The sequence below is a fragment of the Streptomyces sp. NPDC090994 genome (assembly GCF_044768905.1).
Classification (GTDB): Bacteria; Actinomycetota; Actinomycetes; order Streptomycetales; family Streptomycetaceae; genus Streptomyces.
Map to the genome: position 1 here is coordinate 122,199 of NZ_JBIVWS010000014.1, position 20,475 is coordinate 142,673.

21 protein-coding genes are annotated in these 20,475 nt (G+C 71.2%); 1 reads left to right on the forward strand and 20 read right to left on the reverse strand.

Annotated features, from left to right (window positions below):
- Positions 1-47 precede the first annotated feature (47 nt).
- Positions 48-635: a hypothetical protein gene (locus tag ACIQR3_RS25985; RefSeq protein ID WP_403542933.1), complete on the forward strand. Its 588-nt coding sequence runs from the start codon at positions 48-50 to the stop codon at positions 633-635.
- Positions 636-699: 64 nt separating this feature from the next.
- Here the strand turns inward: ACIQR3_RS25985 and ACIQR3_RS25990 are convergent, their stop codons facing one another.
- From ACIQR3_RS25990 to ACIQR3_RS26085, 20 genes are all read right to left on the reverse strand, one after another.
- Positions 700-2,847 carry a B12-binding domain-containing radical SAM protein gene (locus tag ACIQR3_RS25990; RefSeq protein ID WP_403542935.1) on the reverse strand — a complete coding sequence of 716 codons (2,148 nt, stop codon included), beginning with the start codon at positions 2,845-2,847 and terminating at the stop codon, positions 700-702.
- An 89-nt stretch (positions 2,848-2,936) separates the two neighbouring features.
- Entirely contained in the window at positions 2,937-3,605 is a 669-nt protein-coding gene (locus ACIQR3_RS25995; RefSeq protein WP_403542937.1) for an HAD family hydrolase, read from the reverse strand.
- The gene (locus tag ACIQR3_RS26000) at positions 3,605-5,563 is read right to left on the reverse strand and encodes a hypothetical protein (RefSeq protein ID WP_403542939.1); all 1,959 of its coding nucleotides are present in this window, start codon (positions 5,561-5,563) and stop codon (positions 3,605-3,607) included. Before ACIQR3_RS26000 ends, ACIQR3_RS25995 begins: the two co-directional genes overlap by 1 nt.
- Positions 5,560-6,354 carry a class I SAM-dependent methyltransferase gene (locus ACIQR3_RS26005; RefSeq protein ID WP_403542941.1) on the reverse strand — a complete coding sequence of 265 codons (795 nt, stop codon included), beginning with the start codon at positions 6,352-6,354 and terminating at the stop codon, positions 5,560-5,562. The genes ACIQR3_RS26000 and ACIQR3_RS26005 overlap by 4 nt, the downstream gene beginning before the upstream one ends.
- On the reverse strand, positions 6,351-6,818 hold the full coding sequence (locus tag ACIQR3_RS26010) for a hypothetical protein (RefSeq protein ID WP_403542943.1): 468 nt from the start codon (positions 6,816-6,818) through the stop codon (positions 6,351-6,353). The genes ACIQR3_RS26005 and ACIQR3_RS26010 overlap by 4 nt, the downstream gene beginning before the upstream one ends.
- Positions 6,811-8,316, reverse strand: a complete 1,506-nt coding sequence (locus ACIQR3_RS26015) for an NAD(P)-dependent oxidoreductase (RefSeq protein ID WP_403542945.1) — start codon at positions 8,314-8,316, stop codon at positions 6,811-6,813. The genes ACIQR3_RS26010 and ACIQR3_RS26015 overlap by 8 nt, the downstream gene beginning before the upstream one ends.
- A gap of 38 nt (positions 8,317-8,354) precedes the next feature.
- The gene (locus ACIQR3_RS26020; protein WP_403542946.1) at positions 8,355-9,224 is read right to left on the reverse strand and encodes a hypothetical protein; all 870 of its coding nucleotides are present in this window, start codon (positions 9,222-9,224) and stop codon (positions 8,355-8,357) included.
- 31 nt (positions 9,225-9,255) lie between these two features.
- Complete coding sequence (locus tag ACIQR3_RS26025; protein WP_403542948.1) at positions 9,256-10,152, reverse strand: endonuclease/exonuclease/phosphatase family protein; 897 nt, start codon at positions 10,150-10,152, stop codon at positions 9,256-9,258.
- 25 nt (positions 10,153-10,177) lie between these two features.
- A complete protein-coding gene (locus ACIQR3_RS26030; protein WP_403542950.1) occupies positions 10,178-11,071 on the reverse strand; it encodes an endonuclease/exonuclease/phosphatase family protein in 894 nt (297 codons plus the stop codon).
- A gap of 400 nt (positions 11,072-11,471) precedes the next feature.
- A complete protein-coding gene (locus ACIQR3_RS26035) occupies positions 11,472-12,293 on the reverse strand; it encodes an endonuclease/exonuclease/phosphatase family protein (RefSeq protein WP_403542951.1) in 822 nt (273 codons plus the stop codon).
- Positions 12,290-13,222, reverse strand: a complete 933-nt coding sequence (locus ACIQR3_RS26040; protein ID WP_403542953.1) for a hypothetical protein — start codon at positions 13,220-13,222, stop codon at positions 12,290-12,292. The genes ACIQR3_RS26035 and ACIQR3_RS26040 overlap by 4 nt, the downstream gene beginning before the upstream one ends.
- Positions 13,219-13,830 carry a DUF6624 domain-containing protein gene (locus ACIQR3_RS26045; protein ID WP_403542955.1) on the reverse strand — a complete coding sequence of 204 codons (612 nt, stop codon included), beginning with the start codon at positions 13,828-13,830 and terminating at the stop codon, positions 13,219-13,221. Before ACIQR3_RS26045 ends, ACIQR3_RS26040 begins: the two co-directional genes overlap by 4 nt.
- Positions 13,827-14,129, reverse strand: a complete 303-nt coding sequence (locus ACIQR3_RS26050; protein ID WP_403542956.1) for a helix-turn-helix domain-containing protein — start codon at positions 14,127-14,129, stop codon at positions 13,827-13,829. Before ACIQR3_RS26050 ends, ACIQR3_RS26045 begins: the two co-directional genes overlap by 4 nt.
- On the reverse strand, positions 14,126-14,494 hold the full coding sequence (locus ACIQR3_RS26055; protein ID WP_403542958.1) for a recombinase family protein: 369 nt from the start codon (positions 14,492-14,494) through the stop codon (positions 14,126-14,128). The genes ACIQR3_RS26050 and ACIQR3_RS26055 overlap by 4 nt, the downstream gene beginning before the upstream one ends.
- A gap of 50 nt (positions 14,495-14,544) precedes the next feature.
- A complete protein-coding gene (locus tag ACIQR3_RS26060; protein ID WP_403542959.1) occupies positions 14,545-14,736 on the reverse strand; it encodes a hypothetical protein in 192 nt (63 codons plus the stop codon).
- Between the two features lie 193 nt (positions 14,737-14,929).
- Positions 14,930-16,282 carry an MFS transporter gene (locus tag ACIQR3_RS26065; protein ID WP_403542960.1) on the reverse strand — a complete coding sequence of 451 codons (1,353 nt, stop codon included), beginning with the start codon at positions 16,280-16,282 and terminating at the stop codon, positions 14,930-14,932.
- Positions 16,279-16,800 (reverse strand): LuxR C-terminal-related transcriptional regulator, encoded by a 522-nt coding sequence (locus ACIQR3_RS26070; RefSeq protein ID WP_403542962.1) that lies wholly within the window; start codon positions 16,798-16,800, stop codon positions 16,279-16,281. Before ACIQR3_RS26070 ends, ACIQR3_RS26065 begins: the two co-directional genes overlap by 4 nt.
- A 98-nt stretch (positions 16,801-16,898) precedes the next feature.
- Complete coding sequence (locus tag ACIQR3_RS26075; protein WP_403542963.1) at positions 16,899-18,743, reverse strand: glycoside hydrolase family 15 protein; 1,845 nt, start codon at positions 18,741-18,743, stop codon at positions 16,899-16,901.
- Between the two features lie 238 nt (positions 18,744-18,981).
- The gene (locus ACIQR3_RS26080) at positions 18,982-19,668 is read right to left on the reverse strand and encodes an HAD family hydrolase (RefSeq protein WP_403543067.1); all 687 of its coding nucleotides are present in this window, start codon (positions 19,666-19,668) and stop codon (positions 18,982-18,984) included.
- Positions 19,669-19,673: 5 nt separating this feature from the next.
- Positions 19,674-20,276 (reverse strand): hypothetical protein, encoded by a 603-nt coding sequence (locus tag ACIQR3_RS26085; protein ID WP_403542965.1) that lies wholly within the window; start codon positions 20,274-20,276, stop codon positions 19,674-19,676.
- Between the last annotated feature and the right edge of the window lie 199 nt (positions 20,277-20,475).

Below are 20,475 nucleotides of genomic sequence, written 5' to 3' on the forward strand. Positions count from 1 at the left end.
GTATGGTGCCTCGCGTGACGACACAACCTCCCTTCACCGAACTTGACTTGAACGCGATCACTGAGCGGCGCTGGGTCGACCGCGGCGACTTCACCGACGCCGAGTTCGAGCGCGCCCGCGCCTTCTACGAGGAGATGCGCGTCCACGACGACCGCCTGGAGCGGGTGCGCGCCGATGCGGCCGCGCTGATCAGCGAGTGGACCGGGCACAAGCCGCGCGACGTCGGCTCCTTCGGCACCCGGCTGAACCTGGAGAGCTCCGACCTGGACCTGGGCATCGGCTACCCGGTCGAGGACCGCGACCGCCTGCGGGAGGTCCTGGCGCCCCACACCACGTTCCTGGGCGAGCGCAAGACCCGCTTCTCCACCTCGCGGCTGGTGTTCTCCTTCACCCTGAACGGCATCGAGATCGATCTGAGCGCGCTGACGGTCGAGGACTACGCCGTCGCCTGCCGGATGCTCGACCAGATCGACACCACCATGACCCAGGAGGAGCGCATCGCGCACACCTGGGTCAAGCACCTGCTGCGCAGCTCGGGCCGCACCGACGAGTACGCGGCCTGGAAGCTGACGACGTACGCCCGCTTCTGTCCGGAGTTCAACTGGGTGCCGATCCCGGAGAAGACCGGCGCCTGAGCACGGGGCGCCGGGCGCCCCGACCGCAACGCGGTGACGGGACGCCCGGGCCCTGGCCGGACGCTCACGCACAGGACTCGCCCGCGTTGATCAGCTCCCAGCTCGTCGCCGCCGCCCACCGGCCGTGCTCCCGGGCGAGGGTGGCCGCGTGCTCACCGGACAGGTGCCGGCCGACCTCCGCCGCGGTGACGGCCATCCGGTCCCGCAGCATCCCGGCCCGCGCCCCAAGCGCCGCCTCGATGTGTACGGACAGGGCCGCCTCCTGCTCGGGCCGCTCGAGGTCGTACTGCTCGATGGCACCGATCACGTCACCGAGGACCTCGTAGGCGGCGTCCTTCAGCACCACACGCGCCTGCCGGACGGCGTGCCTGGGCGGGCCGTCGAGGACCTTCTCCAGGCTCTTGAAGGTGTAGTCGAGGGCGAAGTGCCGGTCCACCCACCGCTGCGCCCACCCGCTGGCGACGCCAATGCGCCAGTCCCAGTAGCGGCAGGCGACGCGGCCCATAAGCGGCTCCGGCTGCCCGGTAAGCCCTTCGGCACTCGCCTGCCGGGTGTAGGCGGCGCCGATCAGGCACTCCATGCTGACGAGCATGTAGCTGATCCCGGTGTGCAGCGGCCGGCCGGTAGTGTGTGCGGCCACCCACTCCTCGTCGCGTACGCCGCGGACGATCTCGCGCGCCCCCAGGCCGGGCTCGTGGCGCAGCAACAGATCGGTGCGCCCCTGGAAGGCGTGGGTGGCCTTCAGCTCGCCCAGGCTCATGAGCGGGTCGAAGGTGATGTACGTGTACCGGGTGGGGACGCCGAGCGCGGACAGGGTCCGGATCGCCAGGGCGTTCTGCTCGGCGGTCGTCTCCTTGTTGAAGCGGGTCAGGATCGAGTCGACACCCGACTCCACGCCGAACAGCATCCGCCGAAGGCCCAGGTCGACCAGGGTGCACCACATGCGGGCCCGCTCGACGTGCCACGCCTCGTCCTGCTCGACGCGTACCGTCTGGTCGATGCGGCAGCTGGACTCCCAGGCGAACCCGGCCTCGTGCAGGGTGCGCGCGAGGTCCAGAACCCGGCTGACGGCGTCGTCGCCCGCGCCGATGATCTCCTCGTCGACCAGGTAGAGGGTGCGGGAGATGCCGGGGTGGCGGTCGAAGACCTGGCCCAGTTCGTCCAGGATCCACGGCAGCTGCCCGGGAGCGGCGCCCGCCCACAGGCCCTTGTGGCCGCGCGGACAGAAGGAGCAGGTGTTGGTGCAGCCGCGACTGGTCTCGAGCTGGGCCACACCGTGGTGGGCGAAGGTGGCCGGCAGCAGGTCGAGCTCGGGCAGGATGTCGCTGGCGGTGTCGCGGGCGACGGGCTTGGCGGTGCGGCGCCGGCCGATGGTCAGGCCGCCGCGGGCGGCACCGGTGTATCCGATGCCGGGTATCTCCTGGCGCGGGATGTCGCCGTGCCAGTGGGCCAGGACACCCTCGATGGTGGCCTCGCCGCCGCCTCGGGCGACGAGCAGGTCGGGGTAGCGCTCCAGCAGCAGCCGTTCGTTGCGGGCGGTGAGGCTTCCGCCGGCCACCACCAGCGGCGGTGCGGGCAGGGCGAAGGCCGCATCCAGGAGCTGGAGCATCAGGTCGTGCTGGCCGAACGTCGCCGAGATGCCGACGATGTCCGGCGCCTGGGTGGAGAGCTGCTTGAGCAGGTCCTCCAGCGTGACGCCTAACTGCATGTCGGACAGGGTGACCGTGCCCATCAGCGTGGAGCGGGCCGCGCGGGCCACGTCGCTGATCCCCAGAGGGAAGCGCGGCAGCGGAAAGAACTCCGGGTGGTACAGGGCCATCAGGTGCACGTCCGGCCGGGTCAGCCGGTACACGGCGGTCTCGGCCAGGTCGGCGTGCGACAGCCAGGAGTCCGGCGTGTCCAGCCGGATGTGCCCCTCGCTCCACCGCGGCCAGTGGCGCGAGGCGTGCTCGGCGCCGGACAGGTCGGCCGCGACCCACCCGCCGTTCGGGCGTTCCAGGAGCAGCAGGCGCCGGTCCAGGGTGCCGCTCACCCTCACCCGCCCCGGCGCGCCCTCCAGGTGCTCCTCCAGGCGGGCCCGCATGTCGTTGGGTGAAGTGAGTAGGGGGGCGAGGGCGGCCCTGTCGGTACCGGTCAGCGGGCGGCTGGCGGGGTGTGCGGTGGTGACGGCGCGAGCCAGCCGGTCCAGTGCCGCAGTGGTGGTGTCGGCCATGTGGAAGGTCCTTTTGGGTAGGGCCTGCCGTCCCCCGGGGTGTGTAGCGGTCCCCGGGGGAGGGCGGGCGGGCGGTGTTCGGGATGCGGTCAGGTGGTGGTGGACGGCTCCGGTGCGGTGGTGGGGCCGGCGGTCTGGGCCCGGCACCAGGTGGCCAGGTCGGCCGGGGTGCCCAGCAGCCGGGCAGGTTCGGCTCGGGTGAGGTCCTCACGGCTCGCATAGCCGTAGGCGACAGCGATCGCGGTCAGACCGGCGGCGTGGGCGTGCCGGACATCGCTGCCGGTGTCGCCGACGTACGCGCTCGCGCCCCACCGGGTGCGCAGATCGCGGAGTTTGTCGGTCTTGCTGCCCGGCTCGTCGCGGGAGAGCAGGATCCGGGGCATCGCCTCCGGGGTGAGGGTGCGGGCGAGCAGGGTGCGGACGGTGGTGTGGTGGCTTCCGGTGACCACCGCGTAGCCGGGCCCGGCGGCCAGGTCGGCCAGCGGTCCGGCCAACTCCGGGATGACGCCGTACGGTTCACCGGCGGCGGCCCGGGCGGTCAGCTCGGCGTGCCTCTTCCAGAACCGCTCGGCTATCTCGAAGTCGATCCAGCGGGTCAGCGAAGCACTCAGCACGCCCTGGTAGATGACCGGCAGATCGCCGGGCCCGGCCAGGTCAGGCAACGCCCACAGCTCCATCTCCTTGCGGGCGTCCTGGTAGCAGCGCCAGGCCCGGGCACGGGAGTCGTGCAGGACACCGTCAAAGTCGAACACCAGCATCAGCTCACCTCGCCCAGCGCCACGACCGGTACACCGCACCAGGCCAACAGTCCGGGGCGGGGCAGCAGCCGGGCGAGGTCCTCCAGCACGGCCTGGTCCCGGGACCACGCCGACGGCGCCTGGAGCGGGGCGAGTAGCAGCACGTCGCCTTCGCGCACGGCCTGAGCGCGGCCCTCGGCCCAGCTGGCGACGGCCTTCAGCGCCATCTGCGTCTCCTCGCCCGTCGGGCCGGGGCCGATCGGGCGGGCGGCGGTGCCGCCGAACGGCAACCGGGGCTGTACCAGAGCCCCGGGTGGCTCCTGCCACCGGTGCACGACGCCAGGCACGGCCGTCTCCGGGCCGCCGACCAGGTCACTCAGGACGCGCTGCAGGGCCTCAGCCGCCTGGGACATGCCGCGCTGAAGCCGGTACGCCTCCACGGCGGTCTCGGCCGCCCGCTGCGGGTTGTAGGTGCGCGGGAGCTGCGCGCCCCGTGCCGTCCCGTAGCACAGCAGCGCGACAGCGAGCGGTGCGTACCAAGTCCTGCTGCCGGGCAGGCGGCGGGCGAGACGGTCGGCGACGGTGTCCAGGCTGCTGCCGAACGCGACGGAGAGCGCGGCCAGATCGAGCAGCGGGGTGAGCAGCTCGTTGTCGCGACGGTAGGCGTGGGCGAGGTGCCCGGTCTTGCGCAGGCGTCCGGCGTCGTCGAGGAACCACTTCTCCGCCTCGCACCGGTTGTCCGGCAGCGCCGGGGCCAGCGCGGACAGCAGCTGCAGCATCCGCGCGGCGGCTGGCGCCGCCACCGCGGTGTCCGTTCCGGTCAGGGCCCGGGCCACCGTCTGCAGGACCGCGGGCATGGGCCCGCCGGGTACTGCGGAGTCCACCGGGAGCTGCCGGGCGCGGGTAAGGACGTAGTCCATTGCCTCCTCCAGCTTCCCGGGCGGCGGCTGGGGGCCGAGGGGAGCGGTGGTGGCGAGGTCCTCGCTGACCACCAGCGCGGGCGCCACGGCGAGCGTGGCCGGGACCACGGGGCTGCGCACCAAGGTGGCCGCGGCCCGGGCGGTGTCGCCGAAGATTCCGGGCGGCACCCATCCGGCGACCGCGTGCCGAATGCCCGCAGAGGTGGTCAGCCGGACGGCGGCCCGGGCCGGGGAGCGACGCCGTACGCCCGGCCACGGGGTCAGGGCTGAGTTCTCCCGCCCGGGCACGAGGCCGTCCACCGCCGGTGCCGGCCCGGCGTCCTGCCAGTCGGCGTGTGCGTTCAGGTAGGCGGACAGGGCGTCCGGCTGAAGGCGGCGGGTGGACTGCCACCGCTCGCGCGGCAGCACGGTGACCGCGATCCCCTCCTGGCGCAGTCCCTGCACGTCGGCGGCGTCGAAGACGGGCACCAGCACCTCGCCGCCGGCCGGACCCGGCACGCTCTGGGCGAGGCCGAGCAGGGTACGACCGGTCAGCGGCGGGTCGTCCACGAGTAGCACCCGCCGGTCCCGGACATCCAGGTCCTCGCCGGGCCGCACGCTCGTCACCCGCACATCCACGCCCGCGGCCTCCAGCCGGGCGGCTACCAACGGCGCCAGATAGGCCCCGCCGGTGCGCACCCCCGCGACGAGAACCGGCCCGGCGTCCCGCCGGACCGCCAGCCACGCTTCGGCAAGGGCGAGGGCGTCCTGCCACTCCACACCTTGGACGGCCAGGGACGCCGGCAGACGCACGAGGGAAGCGTCCCTGGTCAGCCGGTTGGGAATGCGGTCGAACTCGGGCGCGATGAGGGTGTCCTCGCCGGCCGCGACCCGCCGGGCGGCGCGCAACGTCATCTCCCGCAGCACTCGCGCGCCCGGCGTGCCGGTGTCGCAGCAGCTGATCCACAGCGCGGCAAGCGACTCGTAGCAGCGCAGCGCCTCCATCGGCTGCCCCGCCCGGGCCTCAAGGGCCCGGGCGAGGTGGGCGATGGTCAGCGGCCGGATGACCCCGCTGGTCATACGGTGGCCTCACGGCGGGCCACGGCATGCACCAGACGGCCCAGCTCCCGGTACGGGCTGCGGCTGGAGGCGGCCCACTCGGTCCCGAGCGCCGCCTGGTACTCCTCCTCGGCGGGCTTCCAGTCGGTGCGGTGGTCGTGGAAGATCCGCACGCCCTGCCATGGCAGGGGGGTGAGTCCGTTCGCGCGGGCGAGGTCGTCCAGGTGGTCGGGGGTGTCGCCGCGGGTGGTGATGCCGAGGTTGCCGACGCTCGCTGCCTGCCCGCTCTCGATCTGCGCCCGGGCCGACGCGTAGTCGCCGGACAGCGCCTCGCGCACGCCCACGGCGAGCCGGTTCTTCGTCAGGACGCTGAGGATGCCGCCGTCGGCGACGAGCCGGGCGAGGTGGGCGACGGGGGCGACGGAGTCGGCCAGGTACATCACGACGCCGTGGCAGACGACCGCGTCGAACGCGGCGTCGTCGAACGGCAGGGTGTAGATGTCGCCCTCGCTCAGGGTCACTCGCTCGGCGATCTCGGGAACGGCGGCGACCCGCTTGGCGGCGGCCTCGAGCATGCCGGGCGACTTCTCCACGCCGGACACCACGTGTCCGGCGGCCGCGAGGCGCAGCACCATCTCCCCGTCGCCGCATCCGACGTCCAGGACGCGGGCAGGCCGCTCACCGAGCTCGGCCAGCACGCGGCGTGCGGTGATGTCGTGGCGCAGACGGCCACGGCCGCCGCCGGAGTACGCGGCGTAACCGGAACCGACGGTCGCGAAGTCCGGGGCGGTGGAGGAGGAAGCAGCGGTCATGAGGTGAACTCCTTGTTGAGGGTGGGCCAGTGCTCGACGAGAAAGCGGAACGAGGGGTAACGGCCTCCGGCGGACAAGGCCTCTCCGGCCGCTCCGGAAGGGGTGAAGGTGCCGGTGCGGATGGCCTGGCGGATACGGACCAGGCGCGGGATCCGGGCGGCCAACTGCGGCACCCGGGCCTGGGCGTCCAGGGCCGGCAACCATGCGGTCAGCTGGTGCGGGCGCATCTCCTCCCACACCACGACGTCCGCGATCCCGCTGTCCAGGCGTACGGAGAGGAAGTGCGGAACAGCGGTTGTCCCGGGCGACGGCCCGCGGTGGCCAAGGGTGGTGACGGCTCCGGGGTAGCCGGTGCGCAGGGCAGTGAGGTGCTCGGCGAACACGGCACTGAGGTTGCAGGCCAGGCAGCCGCACACCGACCGGGCGCCGGTGAGGTCGTCGACGGTGAAGATCCGTTCAGCCACGTCCGCCTCCGGCGGCCGGGCCGTAGAGGCGGTAGTAGTCATCGACAATGCCCGCCTCGGCGAGGATCAGGTTGGTCGCGGCGACGTTGTGCCCGGGTCGCAGCCGCTCGTCGGCGCGAGCCAGGGCCACCGCGCCGACCGCGAGCCCGGCCAGGACCAGGTCGACGTAACGGTTGGACAGGGACTCGGCGTAGTGGAAGTTGATCGGCATGCCGTGCCCGAGGACGACGATCTCGGGGCCGCCGGCGAGCTGGTAGCCGGTGCCGAGCACGCCCCGGTCCATCACCGCCGTGCTCGCGGCGCGCAGCTCCTCCAGATCGAACTCGAAATTCCGGCTGGTGGTGCTGACCAGGAACGACCGCTCCGGCAGGAGCCGGGCCTCGCGCGCGCCGAAGCTGCGGCTGCCGACGCAGCCGATGACCAGCCTCGGCCGGTGCGTACGCACCAGCTGCTCCAGCGACTTACCGGTGAGGAACCCTTCCTCGTGCGCGGCGACCAGACGGGTGATGTCGGAGTCGAACACCGCGACCCGCATCCGCCGCATCTCCAGGACGCGGGCGACCTCGTGCCCGATGCGGCCGAAGCCGAGTACGAGCGCGGCCTGACCCTCCAGCTTCTCGTCCGGCAGCAGCCGCAGGGTGTTGCGGACGGCCGCGTCGGCGATGCCGTACGACTCGATCATGGACTTCATGTCGCTCTCGGCCACGCTGAACAGCGGCAGCGGCAGGTCGAGCCCTTCCACCTTGCGGATACCGGAGGTGGTCTGCTCCACCAGCCCGACGAAGTGGTCCGCCTGCCCGGGCAGTTCGCGAAGGACGGTGGGCATCACGTAGCCGCCGTCGTCCATGACCACGGTGCGCTTGCCTGCGGCCGCGACCCGGGCGGTGTGGTCCTCGATCCCCGCCCGCAGGTCCCGGTATCGCCACACGGCGATGCCGTGCCGCTGCACCAGGTGCGCGTCCACCCGGTGGGTGTGCGCGTAGGGGTACTCCTTGTCGATCACGGTCATGTGCCCCGGGTCCACGCCGAGGGCGAGCAGACTGTCGACCAGCACGAGGAAGTCGCGCATGTGGTGAATCGTCAGCAGCACACCGACGCCGGACAGCGGCTTGTCGGCCCACCGGTCGGCCAGGTGACTCGTCAGCGGCAGCTCGGACACGGCAGCGGCGACCTCGGTGGCGGTGAACGGCAGATGGCGTACGGCCGTGAAGAACGCCTCAGCCGCGGCCGGGGGGCCCTGTTCGAACGTCGCCACGATCCGGTGGGTGTGCGCGGCGGCCGCGGCCGGGTCCGCCGGGGCGGCCAGCGTCAATCGGCCGCGGCCGCCGTCGGCGAGCGTGCACTGCCACGATGCTGAGGTCTCGTCCCAGTCCATGCTCTGCACGCCGGTGGTGAGAGCGAGGCGGGCGGCGAGTTCACCGGCCAGATGCCGGGCCTCGTCCTGAGTGCCGATGATGTCGACCGCGTGGACGAGCGGCGGTTTCACGGATGTGGGCATGGACGCCCTCCTGTCAGGGGGTAGGGGATGCCCGGGGCTCAACGCTCGCCGGGAAGGGTGTAGGTGAGGCAGCGGCCGGTGACGCGCATGCCGCTGGCGGTGAAGTCGGCCGGGTCCTGCCGCGTCACCGCGCGCACGGTCGCAACCTGCCGCTCGGCGGCCAGGGCGTGCGCTTGGGCGATGAGCCGCCTGCGGACCCCCGCGTCGGCGGCCCACACCTCGGCCACCAGCAGCTCACTGCCGGTGGCGTTTCGCTGGACCAGGGCCAGCAGCAGCGACCCGGTCGGCGGGTCGAGCAGCAGCGTCTCGGCGCTGAAGCGTGCGTCGTCCCGCCACCGCGGCAGCGTCGACGCGGCGAACGACGACTCCAGACCGGCGAACCGGCGGCCGGCCGCGGCGACGTACGCCTCCAGCCCGGTGATGCCGACTGCGGTGACGGCACCGGGCCCGTCGGACGGGGTGCCGTGCAACACCGTGATGGTGTCCAGCACCTCCCACCCGGACCTGGTGAAGAACATGCCGGCGCCGTCCCGGTCCACGGGCACGTCCGTGGTCACCAGCGGATACTGCACCGCGTCCACCACCGTCTGCAGCAGCCTCAGACCGAGACTTGCTCGGCGAGCCGACGGCTCCACGACCGGACCCCACAGCCGCGCCCTCGCCTCACCGGGCTCCGGGCGCCGCACGGCACACCAGCCGGTCACCTCCTGCCCGTCGCGGGCCACCGCGAGGACGGGCCCCGCGCCGGTCAGCGCGTTCGTCAGCCGTGAGTGCACCAGGGAGGCGCTGACCGGCCGGTCGTCGCTGTACCCGCTAATGCATCGCTGAGCCAGAACCGCGAGCTCCTCACACACATCGCCATTGAGGTTCGAGAGCAGATCGATCTGCACGGAACGGGGGTCACTCATGCCGCAGTCCCTCCTGCGAGGTGGACATCGGTCATGCCGCCCGGGTGAGCGGGTGGTTGAGGATGTCGGTGAGGGTGCCCTGGTCCAGGCGCAGCACGACCGTGTGGTGGTCGGACAGGCCCTTCATGTCGATGACCTCGACCTCGCGGACGGCAGACAGGAGTTGCTTGCTGGCGTAGATCCGGTCGATGCGCGCACTGGGGCCGTGTGTGTCGCAGGCGTCGACCGTGGGCGCGACCGCGCTGGTGTCGCCCGTGGACGCGACGAGGTGGCGGGCGACGTCTTGGAGACCGGCGGTGCGCAAGGTGTCGTCCGGCCGGTCGTCCATCCGGCGAACGCCGTCCGCCCCGAGGTAGGAACGGTGAGCCCGGTGGGGCTCGTCGCGGATCTTTTCCAGGACGGGCAAGGCCGGGTCTCCCGGGGTGCCGACGACGGGGTAGCTGTTGTTGTCGCCGCCGAGCAGCGCGGGGTAGTGGACGTAGCAGTCGCCGTCCTTCACCCACTTGTCGTTCCACTTGGTCAGCCACTCGGCCTCCGCCAGACGCGTTGTGGTGGAGCAGTAGTTGAGGTGGTAGGAGCCCACGATCAGCGGGGTGGCGTCGGGGGCCGTTCCGGCGAGCTTGAAACTGCACACGGTCGGCGGGAGCGCCCACACGGGGCCGGTTTTCGGGTACTCGCTGACCGGGATGAAGAGGTCCGGGTCGTGGTAGAGGGCGGTGCAGCACTCCGGGCCGAGCAGGCTGGCCATGCCGAGCACGGCTTCGGCCGCGTCCGCGAGTTCGTTGCCGTTGTCCTGCGCGTTCCACACCTCCTGCCGCAGGAGCAGATGCAGGTCGAGCGAGGCCAGCCGGTCGTGCATCCGCTTCCACAGTGCGCGGTCGCCGCCGCCGTTGTTCTCGAAGTTGCAGATCGCCGCGTTGATGAGCATGGAGCTTTCCCCAGAGGTCGAAGTGTCAGCGGGCGGGTGTGAGGACCTGGCGGAGGACGTCGAGGTCGAAGTGAGCGACCAGTAGGGCGTGGTCGGACACCTCCCGCACCTCGTCGGTGGCCAGGACGTCGAAGGCGAGGAGGGCCGGGGCGAGGTCGGGGGTGCAGTACATGCGGTCGATGCGCTGGGCTGGACCCTGATCGTTGCGCTTCAGGCTCGCCGTCGCCGCAAGGGCGCCGGGCTGGCCGAGGATGGTGCCGGCGTGCAGGCCGAGGTCGGTGAAGACGGGGTTGCCGCCGGAGAGGATCTCGTCCGGCCGGGTGTCCGAGACACGCCGGCCGTCGCGCTCGATGGTGCGGTGCTGGAAGTGGATGCGGTCCTCGACTGTGCCCCAGTCCGGGAGCGCTACGGACTCCAGCGCTGTCTGGTGCGGGTAGCTGTTGGCGTCCATCCCCACCAGGGCGCTGCGGCCGTGGTCGGCGAGGGTGGTGAGCCGCCTTGCTTCGGTCGCGCGCAGGTCCGGGTCGTAGTGGCACAGGTGCGCCGAGGCGAGGTCGAGCGACTTGGAGCAGCCCTTGAGGCGGACGCGGGGGTTGCAGATCGGCTTCCACGGCAGGTCGTGCTCGAAGTAGCCGTCGATGAGGAACAGATTGGGGTCGACCATGACCCCGACCGGGTTCCTGCTGCGCCCTTCCCGCGGCGCGGGCATGAACGGGACAAGGCCGCCGAGGCGATTGGCCTCGGCGTACAGGTCGGCCTTCCCGCGGTCCCACGCACCGGTCAGTTCCTGGCGCAGCACGATGTGCGGTTCGATGGAGGCGAGGATGTCTCGGGCCAGGTCGCGGTGGTCTTCCCCTCCGCTCCGGCCGCGGCCGTTGTGCTCGATGTTCCAGCAGGTGATGCGCACTTGATTGGTCACAGACGGCAATCCCTGTTCGTGGTCTCGACAGTGGGCGGACGCGGCGGGGCTCACCCGGGCGGGGATGAGGATGCAGTGGAAGATCGCGTGGTCGAAGGGAGCCCGGGCCGGGGAGTGGTCGGAGACCTCGGCGACTGCGTCCTCGGCGAAGACCTCCAGGAACCGCAGGGCCGACGCGCGGGCAGGGACTGCCGGGACAGTCGTGCGCCCTCGTGCAGGGTGATGAACGGGACGGGCCGTGACGCCCCGACCGGGATCGGACTCAGCACGACGACATCAGGAGAGTCCGATCGTCTCCACGCCCGGCTGACCCGGCCGAAGCGCGTCCGCATGGGGCGCCACGTCTGGTCTGCCCAACCGGCAGTGAGGGCGGCACAAGTCCCAGGACGCCTGACGTGGATCATGCTGCCCCCGCCTGCGGCAGTTCGAGCGTGACGATGAACGGCAGGTGGTCGCTCAGGCCCCGGGCTTCCTCGGTATCGGGGACCTCGCACCCGGTCAGGGCGGGCGCGAGGCCCGGAGCGAGGAGGATGTGATCCGAGCGGTGGTCCCACCGCTCGGCGTCGCTCCAGTAGCCGGCCGTGCGTGGCACCGGGATGCCGAGCGCCGCGACAGGATCGGTGAAACCGGCGTGCACGAGCTTGGCCATCGCCAGACGGTCACTGCCGCCGTAGCTGCCGTCGTGCAGTTGCGACCGGTGGCGGGAGTGCAGTTCGGCCGGCATGACGCCCCAGTCCTCCAGCTCCTCGTCGACAAGGCCTTGGACGTTCAGGTCTCCGGCCAGGACGACGCGCCGGCCAGCGGCGCCGTACTCGGTCAGCCAGTCGGCTTCGCGGGCCCGGCTGCTGCCGTTGAACGGGGCCAAGTGGGTGTTGAGCACGGTGAGTGCGTGCCCGTCCACCGTGAGGTGGGCGCGCGAGACGGCATGGTGGAAGGTGCCTTCTGCGACATCGGGGTGGAACGCCGTACACCGCACGCGGGGCCACCGGTAGAGGGTGACCAGGTGGCAGTTGTGGCTGTTGGACGGAGCGAACTGGGCCTGCATCCCGAGAAGGTCGGCGAAGCCGAGCATGCGGGCGTAGCCGCCCTCGTCCCACCTTTTCGCCTCCTGCAGGCACAGGACGTCCAGGTTCTGCGCCCGTAGGAAGTCCGCCTGGGCGCGCCAGCGCTCACCGCCGCCGTTGAGCAGGTTGTACGTTCCCAGCCGAACGGTGATGGTCATGCCGCACCGCCGGAAGCGGCCTGGTGGTGGCCATGGACCGACGCGGTATGCCGGTTGTCGTGCGGCTGATACATCGCTGCGGGCCGGTGCAGGATGGTGCGCATCTGCGCGACGTCGAGCTCGGCCCGCAGGGGCAGGTGGTCGGACAGCCGGCGCAGTTCCGGGGTGTCGCAGACAGTGAAGCTGGTCAGGGCGGGGGCGAGTTCCGCGCTGAGGTATCCGCGGTCGATGCAGTACCTGGGGCCCTTTGGTCGCCCGGGGTGGTCGCGGTAGCCGGAGGAGGGGTTCAGCGCGCCCGGCTGGCCGAGGTGCTCGGCGGCGTGCCGGCCCATCTCGACGTATCCGGCGGCGAGCATCTCGCGGTCCGGGCGGTCGTCGGTGTGGCGGCGGCCGCCTTCGAAGTAGGTGCGGTTGGCTACGAAGGCGAGGTCGTCGTAGTCCTCCCACGGACCGCCCTCGTCGGCGCGGTAGCTGTTCCAGTCCCAGAAGTGGAGGGCGAGCCAGCCGGGCTTGGCCAGGGTGGAGCACCACTTCGCTTCGGTCAGCCGGTACTCGGCGGACCAGTAGCAGGCGTGCCCGCTGACGCAGCTGATCTGCCGCGGGCTGAAGGTGCCGTCGTCGTCGCGCAGTTTGACCGCGATGTTGGCCGGGGCGTGCCAGGGGGCCCAGCTCTGCTCGTACTCCTCGACGAAGGCGAGCGGGCCGCCGCGCTTGAGGAAGATGGCGTTGTCGTTGTTGCTGCCGGGCCGGTGGACGGCGATGTACCCGTCCATGCCCAGACGCTCGGCGAGGACGTCGAGCTGTCCGGGCTGGACCTCCTGCTGGAAGAAGATGTCCGGGTCCTGCTGCTGTACCCAGGTCGCAGCCTCCTCCCAGTTGATGCCCTTTTCGACGTTCCAGTTCAGCGCGGTGATCGTGCTTGCGTTCATGCCGCGTGCCTTTCCGGCAGAGGGGCGGCCTCCGTTGCAGCCGAGACGGATAAGGAGGCGATCGGCCCGTGCCGCTCGCGCAGACGGCGAGCCTGTTCGCTGTACGGCGGCAGGCCCGCGCCGGCCCGGCGGGTGTCGAGCTGCTCGGCGTCGGCGATCGGGTGGGGTTCGAGGAGCCCGTCGGGGCGGTACCAGTGCTGGGTTCCGTACACCTGGGCCTGCCCGGCGTTGACGAGGCAGCGATCGTGCAGGTGAGCGAGCTGGGCGCTGGTGGCGTCACCGGCTTCCACGGCCCTCCGGAGCAGACCAAGCAGCGTCCGCTGAAGCACCGGGTCGTGGTCGCTGTGCACCGCGATGTCCACGGCGGCCTGGCAGGCGTCCGCCCCCACGGTGCTGCGGCCTGGCCACTGCCCGAGCCGTTCGACGATCCGCTTCAGCCCGGCGGCGTTGTCGTGCTGGGTCTGGGCGAGGGCCGCGAGCGCGTGCGGTGACATGCCGAGGCGTTCGGCGCCGGGCGTGCGCCAGTGTTCCTTGGCCCGTTGCGCGCGGTCCAGCAGGTCCTCCGCGAGAGCGGGGTAACCCGGTTCGGACGGGCGGGGCTCGTTCACGAGCTCACCTGCTCTTCCGTGCCTGCGGTGCGGCGCCCGCACTTGGTGGCCCTGGCCTCGCTCAGGAGAGAGTGGATGGCGCCGTAGGACGGGTTCGTCGCCTTGCAGTTCTCCCGGATGGTGACGGTGCCGCCCGGGGTGCGGTAGGCGGCCACGTCCTTCTGCGCGAACTCCGCCCGCGCAGATCCGGTGAGCTTCTTACTTGTCTCGATGAAGGGCAGATCGAGGCGGCTGGGGGGAGGGTTCGTCTCCGGGCTCCGTGTCGTCACCTCCGCCGCGGGCGTTCTCGGTGAGGTCACAGGATGTTCTCCTCGCGCGCGAGGGCGAGTCCGGCGCCCAGGGTTCGGATGTGCTCGAGCATCGCCTCGTACTCCTTGTCGTCGTCGCTGATGTCGCCCCGAGAGGCGGCGAGGATGCCGTGGATCTCCTGGCGCCGGGCCGCGGCGAGCAGCCGGGCGAGCTGGGGTCGTGTGTCCGGGTCGGTCGGTCCCGTGACGTCGAAGGTGCGATCGGCGACCGTCCAGCCCAGGCGGGTCGCGAGGGCTTGCGCGGCGGCGAGACGGGGAGCGGGGTCCTGCCCGGAGCTGACCAGTACGTACAGAGCGATCCGCTTCTCGCCTGATTCACGTCGCAGGACCGTCTCCAGTTGCGCGCGTCGCAGCAAGCCCAGGCGAGACGCTGCGGCGTCACGGTGCAAAGCAGTCGTCACAGTGGTCATGCCAGGCCGCCAGCGACCGTGAACTCGGCGCACGGCCACACCGGTTGGGGCTGTACGGAGGTCGCGTGGAAGACGGCGTACTGCCCGGACGGGGCGAGCCCCGGAAGGGGAGCACGCACGGCGAGGAGAATGCCCGCCACCGCCACCGAGATACGCAAGCGCAGATCGCGCAGGGCAAGTGCCGACACCTCCCCACGGTGTTCAGCGCGCGGACGTTGTCGCGGAACGAAGGCCTGTTGCTGAGGGCCCAGGGGGATGCGGTCTGGTGGAATCGAGACCTTCACGAGGGGTTCCTTCAAGGCGGGGGCACAGGACGTGGGGAAGGCTTGTCGAGGGCTCTGCAGCCGCACGGGGGAAGAGGCGGCGTCGTACCGAGCGCGATCAGTGGACACGGTCTCCGCCTCCTTCCATCGGTCGACTGATCTGAGCGGACAGCGCTGTGGTGGCGCCGGGCATGACCTTCAGCTGGCGGACGGGCGAGGCCCACAGCAGCGCTACGGGGCTGAGGAGGAGCACCGTGCCGGTCAGCAGCGCGGCCCACACACCGACCACGGCAGCGACGGCGCCGGCGGCCAGGGTCGCCAGGAGCCGGGCCCCGGCAACCAGCCACACGGAGGTTTGCTGGACACGGGACTGAAGGTGAGATGGGCACAGTTGCTGGCGGAGCGACCGCTGTGTGGAGGCGGCCGCCGTGACCGCTACCGCCTTGACGGCGCTGGCGGCGACCAAGGTGATCAACCACCCGTGTCCGGAGCGGGCGAGAAGAAGCGGAATCCCGCATATGGGGTACGCGGCGAAGCCGACGAGCAGGACCATTCCGGTTCCCAGCCGGCGCACCATCCGGCTGGCGACCAAGGCGCCTACGAGGCTGCCGACCCCGACCGCGCCCAGCACCAGTCCGAGACCGATGTCGCCGTAGTCGAGTTCGGTCAGCAGGTAGTACGCGAAGTACGTCGTGACGATGGCCTCGGCGAACGCGTGGTAGGCCATCGTCAGGACCAGGGGCCGCTGGAGCGGATCTCGCAGTACGTGCGCCATGCCCTCACGGATCGACGTGATCATTCCGGTGCGCGGGACGGCTGAAGGCTGGGCTGCGTGGATGGTGGAGATGCGCGAGGCGCACCAGGCGCTGATCAGGTAGGACGCGGAGTCCAGGAGCAGGCAGCGGGCGGCGCCCAGCAGACTGACCGCGGCGGTCCCGACGTAGGTTCCGGCGGATCCGGCGACGGCGTAGGCCGCCATCGCCTGGGCGTTGGCATCGGGCAGGAGTTCGGGTTCCACCAGCTCGGGCACGATGGCGATCGCCGCGGCCTGGTGGAGCACCGTCAGCGCCCCCAGCAGGAGCGCCACGCAGTACAGGACCGGCATGGACAGCGTGCCGGTGGCCCAGCAGGCGGGGACCACTGTGACCACCGCGGCCGCCGCGAGGTCGGTGCCCACCATCAGATGCTTCTTGGAGAAGCGGTCGCCCGCGACGCCGGCGGGCAGCGCGAGGAGGAACGCGGGCGCCATCATGGCGGAGGCGAGCGTGGAAACCTGGCCCGGGGTGGCGTCGAGTTCCATCGCTGCGATCACCGGGAGCGCGACTGCGGAGACGGACGAGCCGGCCAGGGCTGTCGCCTCGCCCAGCCAGTAGGTCTGGAAGCTGCGGTGTCCGCGCAGGGAGGGCGCCGGTGTCGAGGAAGGGGCAACGGGAGCATCGACGCGTGCCGGCTGAGGGGGCAGAGGACTCACCGTGCCTCCCGGTCGGACATGGTCCACAGAAGGCCCGCGCGGGCGGCGTAGGCGACTGCTTCGGCCCGCTGGTGTACGCCCAGCCGAACGAAGAGGTTCTTGAGCGTGGACCGGACTTGCTCGGGGTCTCGGCCGAGCCGCCGGGCGATGCCCATACGCGTCAGCCCCTCAGCCACGAGGAGCAGGACGTCGACCTCCGAGGGCTTCAGGAGGATGCCGGGCTGCCCGAGCGTCTGCTGACGCGTCGGCTCGGCCGCGGCGGTCCGGATGCTGCTTCCGAGTCCAGGCGGGAGGCGGTGCCCGCCTTCGGCGGCCAGGGCCTTCACACGCTGGAGGAGGTCCGGGTCGTCGTGCAGCTCGGAGGTGCGCACCACCGCTGCCACGCCGTACGGCGCGACAGCGACGATGTCGTGGGCGCCGACGACGTCGGCCACCAGCACGACAGCGACGTCGGGATGGCGCTCGTAGTGGACCTTCATGGCGTCATGGCAGGTGCGGTCGACGCGGTCGGCGGTCACGACCACGACGTCCCTGGGGAATACGGCGCTGGCGCCGACGGGATCCGTGGCGGGAGCGTCGCCCCTTGGGGGTAAGCCCTCGGCGACAGCGTTCAGACTCATCGGGCGGCTCCCGCGAGCGCGGGCAGCGCAGCCCGCTGCTCAAGGCGTTCCAGCTCGAGGGCTACCTCCACGATGCCGATGTGGCTGAAGCCCTGGGGGAAGTTCCCGAGCTGCCGCTGCAGCTTCGAGTCCCATTCCTCGGCCAGCAGCCCGACGTCGTTGCTCAGGCCGAGAAGACGTTCGTACAGGGCGCGTGCCTCGTCGTGCCGGCCGATCAGGGCGAGGTCCTTGGCCAGCCAGAACGCGCAGACGAGGAAGTCGCCCTCATCACCCGGCAGCCCGTCCACACCGACGCCGTTGCCCCTGGTCAGGTAGCGCAGGACGAACCCGTCGGAGGTGGAAAGCTCCCTCTGGACGGCTTCGATGGTGCCGATGACCCGCTCGTCGTCCGCCGGCAGGAAGCCCACCTGAGGGATGAGCAGCAGCGCGGCGTCGAGTTCCTGCCCGCCGTAGTACTGGGTGAAGGTGTTGTGTTCGGCGTCGTATCCGTTGGTGCAGACGTCCTGGTGGATGGTCTCCCGCAGCTTCCTCCACTGCTCGACAGGACCGTCGGCATGGCCGTCCTCGACGAGTTTGACTGCCCGGTCGACCGCGACCCAGGCCATCACCTTGGAGTGCACGAAGTGCTGGCTGGGGCCGCGGCCTTCCCAGATGCCCGCGTCAGGCTCACGCCAGTGGGTCTCGACCGACTCCACGAGCTTGATCAGCAGGGTGTTGCTGGTCTCGTCGCGTTCGAGGCCGAACTGGGAGGCGAGGTGCAGGGTTCCGATCACTTCGCCGTACACGTCGAGCTGGCGCTGGCCGGCGGCGCCGTTGCCGATGCGCACCGGCGCCGACCCCTCGTAACCGACGAGCCAGTCCAGCGTGGTCTCCGGCATCTCGCGTTCCCCAGCGATGCCGTACATGATCTGCAGGTTCTCCGGGTCGCCCGCGACCGCGCGCAGCAGCCAGTCCCGCCAGGCGCGGGCTTCGTCGAGGTAGCCGGCCTGCATCAGGCTGGCCAGGATCTTCGCAGCGTCCCTGATCCAGACGTAGCGGTAGTCCCAGTTGCGGACGCCGCGGATCTCCTCCGGCAGCGAGGTGGTCGCAGCCGCGGCGATCCCTCCGGTCAGCAGGTTCGTCAGCGCCTTGAGCGTGATCAGCGAGCGGATGACCGCGGCCCGGTAGGGGCCGTTGTACTCGCAGTGCGAGACCCAGTCCGTCCAGAACTTCTCGGTGTCCTCGAAGGCCTGGTCGATGTCGAGCTTGTCGGGCGCGCCCTTGTAGGAGGGCTGCCAGCTCAAGGTGAAGGTGGTGCGCTCGCCCTCGGTGAGAGTGAGGTGAGAGCGGGTGGTCAGCGACTCACCGTGGGTTTCCGCATCGGTGTCCAGCCAGACCGAGTCGGGGCCCGCGACCGCGCAGGTGCGGTTGTCGGCGGTCTTCTGGACCCAGGGCACGACCTTGCCGTAGTCGAAGCGCAAGGACAGGGCGACGTCCACGTCGACCGTTCCGGTGACGGCCTCGGCGATCCGGACCAGGCGCGGTGTGTCGTCAGCGCCCATACGCGGCGGCATGAAGTCCGTGACGCGCAGCGTGCCGGTCGGGGTGTCCCACTCCATTTCCACGATGAGCGTGTCGCCGCGGTAGCAGCGGCGGTTGGCCGCAGGCCGCGAGTCGGCGGCCCCGGACACCGACGGGCCGATGTGCCAGTAACCGTTGTCGGGGGTGCCCAGCAGCCCGGCGAACACGGCCTCCGAGTCCAGCCGGGGCAGGCACAACCAGTCGATCGTCCCGTCGCGGCCGGTGAGCGCAGCCGTCTGGAGATCGCCGATGAGTGCGTAGTCCTCGATACGCCCAGCCATGGAAGTCCGTTCTGATCGATGGTCCTGCGGGGGACCGCGGTGGTTGTCATGTCGTGCGGGTCGACGCCCGCGGATCGCGGGCGCCACGGGTGCGATGACGCCGGCGGAGCAGATGACGCGAGGCTTCGCGTGCGGCGCGGATTACAGCGGGGTGGGCAGCTGTGCGGCGGTGATGATCACGGCGATGGCGATCACGAAGATGGCCAGCCGGGCGATGTCCTTGCCTCGCACAGCCGATTCACCCGCCCACAAGAGAGAGGAGAGAGGGTCGTTCCGGACGAGGCGGGTTGCCGAGCAGCCAGTCGGCCGCCTCAACCACGTCCTGCGCCAGGTGAGTGGGCTCCGGGTCGAAGTCGCGGCAGGTACGGCCGTTGGCGATCCACACAGTGCGCAGACCCGCACGCTGTCCACCGCCGATGTCGGCGATAAGACAGTCGCCGGTCATCACCCCGTGGGTGGGGTCGGCGACGCCCAGCTCGTCCAGTGCGACCTGGAACAGGGCCGCGTCCGGCTTCCGGATGCCGTACTCGCCGGAGATCACGACCGAGGCGAAGTAGTCAGTCAGGCGCGCGGTTTCGAGCTTGAGGCGTTGCGCGTCGGGCGACCCGTTCGTGATGACGCCCAGTTCCCAGCCGCTGTCGGCGAGTTGCTGGATGGCGGTGCAGATCTCGGGACGGTAGGGCACGAGCTCGGCGGAGCGTCGCCGGTAGTCGGCGTGCAGGGAGGCGATGGAGCGCCGGAGCCCGAAGGCGTTCTTGAGCTCGGCGAAGAACGCGTGGCGGGCGCCGGCATGGCACGTCTCGGCTCGCATTAGGGCGGACACCGGGATGCCGGTGGAAGCGGAGAATTCCTCCGCCCACGAGGCGAATGCCGTCGCGTGGTCGGTGAGGGTGCTGTCCAGGTCGAAGAGTGCCGCTCTGCGCATCGTGGTCACCCCCACACCGGGCCGGGGCCCGGCAGCGCGACCCCAGCCGGCACCGTCGTGGAAAAGCCCGCCGCCAGGGTGGTTTCGTCGAGCTCGGCATTGATCAGCTCGCGCATCAGCTGGCGGGCGACCACCCGGTGCAGGGCGACATCCCCGAAGCGGACGACCTGGTTGGCCAGCGGGGCCTCGGTGGGGGAGTACAGGGTGCCGCGCACGCCGATGACCGGGGCCTCGCGCACGCGCAGAGCGATGAACCCGCGCTGCAGCTCCTGGCACGCGCGCAGGGCGCGCCGGGCGCACGAGATGCAGACCGCCGGCGTGGCGGTCGTGACGCTGCCGAGGAAGGACACGAGCGCCTGGACGTTCTCATCGGCGTGCAGGAGCCAGAGCGTTCCGCGTTCGTCACGGTCCGGGTCGCCCTTGCAGACGCCGCACAAGGGTCGCCCGTCCATGACCTCGCGCTGGCGCGCGGGGTGATGCGCGGCCCAGTCCAGCTCGCCGGTCTGTGCCCCTTCCCACCGCTCCCAGAGCAGGCCGTCGACGTCGCGGTCCTCGGGCCGTTCGTCGGCGAAGTAGACGTGCCCGTTCTCGTCGAACAGCACGGTCACGTCGCCCGCGAACTCGCCCGCGAACGGGGCAATGTACAGGGGACTGCGCCGTACGGGGGGCGGGTTCGTGGACGGTGGAGCGCTTGGAGCTTGCACGGACGTCTCCTGGTCAGGCGGTGCCGGTCTCGGTCTTCTCGGTGCGCATGGCGGTGCCCGGCGCGACTCGGAGTCGGCTGGCCGCGGTCATGGCTGTTGCTGA